This is a genomic window from Vibrio sp. V03_P4A6T147 (assembly GCF_002241085.1).
GTDB classification, from domain to species: Bacteria; Pseudomonadota; Gammaproteobacteria; order Enterobacterales; family Vibrionaceae; genus Vibrio; species Vibrio anguillarum.
Genome location: NZ_NDIO01000035.1, coordinates 1 through 4,553 on the forward strand (window position 1 = coordinate 1; position 4,553 = coordinate 4,553).

Below are 4,553 nucleotides of genomic sequence, written 5' to 3' on the forward strand. Positions count from 1 at the left end.
GCTCGGAGATGTGTATAAGAGACAGGAACTTATGCAATCGCTAGATCCCCAGTATTTTACTGAGAACTTGAGCCTAGCGACTATAAAATAAGGGTATCTCTGAATATATCTATGGCGACTTTAGCACCATGGTGCTCTACTTTGTTTTGCCAGTTTTTGCCGAGCTTATAAAAACGCAAACTGTCTACTTCAGGGTCGTAAATTGACAACAGCTCATTTTTAAAGCGCAGCCATTGCGCTGCATCTATTTCGCATTCAAATACAGAATATTGCACTCTTACACCATAATCTAAACACACTTTTGCTAATTGCCTGAGGCGTTTTTGACCATCTTCACTGGCAAAGGATACATCGTATGTGACCAATACCATCATTGCTCACTCTCCTTATTTTTTGATCACAAATGGCGGATAATGGGCTAAATCACCACGTAAATGACGTGCTAACAGCATGGCTTGAACATGCGGTAATAAACCGATTTGCACCTTTTCTTGCAAAAAAGGGTGTATCACTTCTTCTTGTTTTTTAACTTGATAAGCATGAAAAACTAGCTTACGCGCGTCGTCTTTTATGGTTACACCACCGAGACAATCTGTCTCAAAGTCCTTCGTGGTGAGAGTGTTATTGTTAAAGAGCTTTAAGGCGATGCTATCGACAATGTAAGCTCTAAACTCTTCTAAAAGATCGAGGGCGAGGCTATTTCTACCAGGCCTTTCTTTGTGTAAAAAACCGACTTGTGGATCTAACCCTACACCTTGTAATGCGCCACTGATCTCTTGGCCTAACACAGAGTACAGTAATGAAATAACCGCATTAACTGGATCTTTAGGCGGCCTTCGAGTGCGCTTATCAAACAGCAGTTTGCTTTCGTTGCCTTTAAACATGTCAGCAAACGCGGAGAAATAATGCGATGCGGCCTCTCCCTCTAACCCTAAAACTGTGTCGTAGGCGGTCACGCCTTTCAATTGCTCAATAATTTGCTTTAAACGCTCAATGGCTTTTTCTAACTGTGGTGTGCTGTTGTGATTACGTCTAAAACGTAAAAGCAACATACGAGATGATCGTATTTTTGCGGCGACAATATACTTGGCAAGTTCGTTTGCAGCCTGCTCACTAACACTAAACTGCTGCCTACGCAGCAATACATTGCCCGTTTGTTTACCAACAACATTGGCTAGAAAACGACCATGCATATCAAAGAAGGCAAGATGAGTACCGTTTTCACCACAAAAGCCAAGTAACTGCGGCGAAACCATAATATTGCCAAAACAAAATATACTGCCAATCGAATGTATGGGAAGCTGCATCAGTTTTTGCTTTTCGCCATCCACTTTTTGTTCAATTAGTAAGGTTTCGCGTTGCTTATGCAAATAGACTCCATCTTTAGTGATATAAAGTGAGTTTTGAAGTTTTTTCATTCCGCCTCCGTTTTAAACAATGCCGCTACATAACCGCTTGAACCATCATTATTGGTTAAATCTGGCTGACATATTTCAATCAGAGAACATGCCTTACAGTGTTTACCTTTCGTTGGCGGAGGCGTTTTTGCGTTTACAAACAGCTGTTGTACTTGCGTTATTAAAGCTTTTGTTTGCGTTCTCAGTTGGTTATCGAATTTGACCTCAATGCGTTTGCGCGTTTGCCAATACCAAAGTGCGCCATTTGCGACTTCAACGGATAACATTTCTTCAATACATAACGCTTGAGCACAAAGCTGTACTTTGTCGATATCGCTGGCTTTTGGTTTACCTCGTTTATATTCAACGGGGACGAATTGGTTGCTTAATCTATGGTGCTCTAATAAGTCTAATTTGCCTGTTATGCCTAATTGTGGCGCAGTCACCACTACGCCACGTTCAAAACGCACCCCTTTACGGGTTTCTGGCTCGCCGTTATCAACTCGATCATGTAACTGCCGCCCGTGTGTCGTTAGGTAATTTTCTTGCCACACTTGCTCTAGGTGGATCAGTGCACATTGGCGCTGACAAAAAGCAAAGTGCTGTAGAGCGGAGATGTTGATTAGGCGAACGTCAATCATTAGATTAGAAACCCTCGATCACTTCTGGTTCTAGTCCTTGTAAAGCGGTTACCAGTGAATCTTTCAACGCCGTAGTTTCAAGTGGTAAGCCTTGTTCAATGTGCGCTCTCAACGTTTGATGCACTTTAGCTGAAGAATACTGACCAGACTTAGAGTCATGTTTCCACCATACGAGGTGTGAAATACTCATAGAACCTTCAGGACGCGCTGATGATGCATCACCCTCAAACAACTTTACTAATACAGCTTTAATTTTTTCTGCATCTTCGTCACTGAAGCCTGTTTTCTCTGCCAATTGAGGTGTCATTGCACCAAAAGCAACATAGGTGGCTTTGTCTACACGGTGCTTCATACCCATGGTATCTGATGACTTTTTGGTACCATCACCTTCACCACTCACACTCTTGGTAATTTGTGTACTAGTAATACTCACTGGCTCAATACTAAATGCGCTTTGAATCGTTATAGGCCCACGGATTGGAATAGATACACCATCCGAGCCTGTCCCTTTAAACGCAAACACTTGACCAAATGCACGCACATCTAGCCATTTTTGACAGCACAATTTTGCGGCTTGATCTGGCGCTGTTTTTTTACTGTTGAATGCCTCTTTTCCTAAACCAACCTCGTCAGATTCAGCTCGGTTGCGCAAGCTTGTCATACCATCGGTTTTCTTTTCATCCGATTGAACAAAAATGCTTTCCCCCGCCTCTTGTAGACGGTCACGAATTTTACGCTTTAAACAAACATCGGTAATTTCACCAAAACCATCATAATCGGTGCGTGGGCGATTACCATTGAGTGGATCACCATTTGGGTTAGCGTTTAATACGTTAAAAATTAATGCAAAGTCGATTTTATTTTGTAAAGTCATAGTGATGTTCCTTTTCTTAAACTGTTTCTTCTAAGTTTTCTTGGACTTGTTCGTCATTCACTTTCTTAACCCATTGACCTTTCTCTACTTTATGGGTTTCTAGCCACATCATTTGGTTGTGAAAGCCAAGCAAAAATTCAGGGGTGAGTTTTTGGTTTGAGGTAAAGTCAGCAGGATTAAACATATCGTGTATTTGACTAAACAGTGCTTTAGTTGCGTTGTCATACCCTTGGTAGTTATTAAACAGCCTTTGCTGATACGGTACTAAGGCATTACTGATGTTTAGCCACGTTGATGCAGGTCTATTAACAAATTGCGTCATGAAACGCTCTGCCGTGGTTAAACGATTTGCTTCGCTGCTTGAGAGTGCAACTTTTTCAACCTTGTTTGCCACCGCCAGTAAACGACCAAACAAATAGTCGCGACTGGCATTATCTTGTTGTAATGCCATTGGGTATTCCTTTTGAATAGTTGAATGTGTTGTCCGAGTGTAAAACCCTCTGATCAGTGAGCAGGCAATGCCTAAATTTTGTAACCAAAGCCAAGTTTGATCGGATTTATAGGCAACACGGTTAATTGCACGGTGAAACGCACTTTGCATGATGTCTTGCGGAATCGGTTTCCCTTCAACGATGCAGGGATATAAACGGGTAATAAGGTTTTTCTTTAAGGTGTCAGCAGATTTAAGTACATCACCGTATACACCATCAAGCACTCGGAATAAGCTCGGGGCACTATAAACCCATTGCCACTGTTCGTTTATTTTGACTCTCTGCTGCCAACCCAGATCGAGTTGCCACTGCTCTAATCGCGCTAAAAACTCTTTCGCGATGGTTTCACGGTAATACAAAATACCCATTCGCCCAGGCGTCGCGGAATCTAGTCCTAGCAGTGCAATTTGTTCGTTGTCAGCCAACTGGTTTCTCGTTTTTATACCATTAAAGTAACGCTTTAACTGATTGGCGTATGCTCGACCTAGGTCCTGTGTGTGATCAACACTGTCGGCCTCCGCTAAGAAACTGGCTAAGTCAGTTAAGTCCAGTTCGGTAGGTTTAGGGACCTCTTTGCCTGATACTGCCCAAGCTAAATAAACTTGATCGCCATTTCTAAAAACACTTTGCTTAGTTAACAAACAACGCAGTGCATTGTGCGCTTTTTGTGTCACTTCAAAGCTAATGTTGCAAGCTTCTTCATTGGATAAAAAACGACCTCGGAAGGTATAACCACTTTTATCGTTGGCAGAGATTAACTTGGCTTTATCACCACTGTGCCGTATTTTGGCTGGGTGGTTAGTCGCAACAAGTTTGTCTTCACCAGTGGCGTAACACATGGCTGTGCTATCACCATTTTGGCTATCAAAAGCAATCCAGCTTTGCTGGATACTTGGGTCAAGCCAAGTTTTTGATTGTGGTTCACCAGGTGTTTCTACACTCCAACAAACTAAAGCTGAACCTTGGTCAAACATCCCTTTTTCTTTCGGCAGGATTTTTAATAACGCAGGAGCTTCGCCTTCATCTTGCCACTTAGTCAGCAGGTACCCATCTTGTTCATGTAGCACATTTTCGGCGACCAAGTCTGCAACCACAGTGCCTTTCTCTATGTATTGGTAGACAGCATGCACTGCTGGGTGGCTATGCACTG

The 4,553-nt window shown here is 42.5% G+C and carries 5 protein-coding genes; all 5 read right to left on the reverse strand.

The features are described from left to right. Window positions 1-80: 80 nt before the first annotated feature. The gene (cas2, locus tag B9J84_RS01280) at window positions 81-374 is read right to left on the reverse strand and encodes a CRISPR-associated endonuclease Cas2 (protein WP_094123348.1); all 294 of its coding nucleotides are present in this window, start codon (window positions 372-374) and stop codon (window positions 81-83) included. A gap of 12 nt (window positions 375-386) precedes the next feature. Next, window positions 387-1,418 (reverse strand): type I-C CRISPR-associated endonuclease Cas1c, encoded by a 1,032-nt coding sequence (gene cas1c / locus B9J84_RS01285; protein ID WP_094123349.1) that lies wholly within the window; start codon window positions 1,416-1,418, stop codon window positions 387-389. Continuing rightward, window positions 1,415-2,038, reverse strand: coding sequence for a CRISPR-associated protein Cas4 (gene cas4 / locus B9J84_RS01290; protein ID WP_094123350.1), 624 nt, complete (start codon window positions 2,036-2,038; stop codon window positions 1,415-1,417). Before cas4 ends, cas1c begins: the two co-directional genes overlap by 4 nt. 4 nt (window positions 2,039-2,042) lie before the next feature. Continuing rightward, window positions 2,043-2,912 (reverse strand): type I-C CRISPR-associated protein Cas7/Csd2, encoded by an 870-nt coding sequence (gene cas7c, locus B9J84_RS01295; RefSeq protein ID WP_094123351.1) that lies wholly within the window; start codon window positions 2,910-2,912, stop codon window positions 2,043-2,045. 16 nt (window positions 2,913-2,928) lie between these two features. Then, the coding region (cas8c, locus tag B9J84_RS01300; RefSeq protein WP_143698819.1) for a type I-C CRISPR-associated protein Cas8c/Csd1 at window positions 2,929-4,553 on the reverse strand (1,625 nt) is incomplete at its 5' end.